Annotated in this window: 1 protein-coding gene; it reads left to right on the top strand. The window is 63.5% G+C overall.

The window, feature by feature from the left end; genetic code table 11:
• The first annotated feature begins 70 nt into the window (after positions 1 to 70).
• Positions 71 to 244, top strand: a complete 174-nt coding sequence (locus tag G6R25_RS24480) for a hypothetical protein (RefSeq protein WP_163554704.1) — start codon at positions 71 to 73, stop codon at positions 242 to 244.
• Positions 245 to 587 lie beyond the last annotated feature (343 nt).

The following is a 587-nucleotide window of genomic DNA, read 5'->3' on the forward strand; positions in this document are numbered from 1 at the left end:
CAGAGTAACCAGTCGGCATGGAAGGTGACCTTCGCGCGGCCCTGGGTTGCGGCCGGACGGTTCTGTCGCGGTGCAGATCGAGCAGTATGTGACCCGCACGGCGACCCACGCGCCACTGATTCTGCTGGACTTCGAGGAGCTGGATAGCGGGGACGGACGGGAAGGTCTCACCGTGGACGCCGCGGAGGCGCTCATCGCGGTGTTGCGGCAGGCCATCGTGCTGCTGCGTGTCGAGGCGTCGTAGCGGCCGCATTTCAGATCATTCTCGGATGAGCATTCCTGGCGGCGTAGCCGCCACCTGATCGGATGAGAATCTGAGTCAGGTCACGGATGGCGGGTGGGCCGTTCCCGGGGTGTCGGATAGCACCTGGGATGATGGTGGTGCGTTGCCCGGTCGACGTCGGCTTTCTCTGGTGCGGACGAGCCCGTGGTTGAGTATGACGGCGGAGACCTGGGGCACTTGTTCCTGCTGCCGTGAGCGCGTTCCTCAGTTTCCATGTTCAGGCCTCCCCGGGCGACGCGCCTACAGGGGAGTTTTTCCGAAACTCGCCATGGCTGATTCGAATCAGATCGCCGGGATCGTAAAT

Origin of the sequence: Candidatus Frankia alpina, from assembly GCF_902806485.1 — a bacterium.
GTDB lineage: Bacteria > Actinomycetota > Actinomycetes > Frankiales > Frankiaceae > Frankia > Frankia alpina.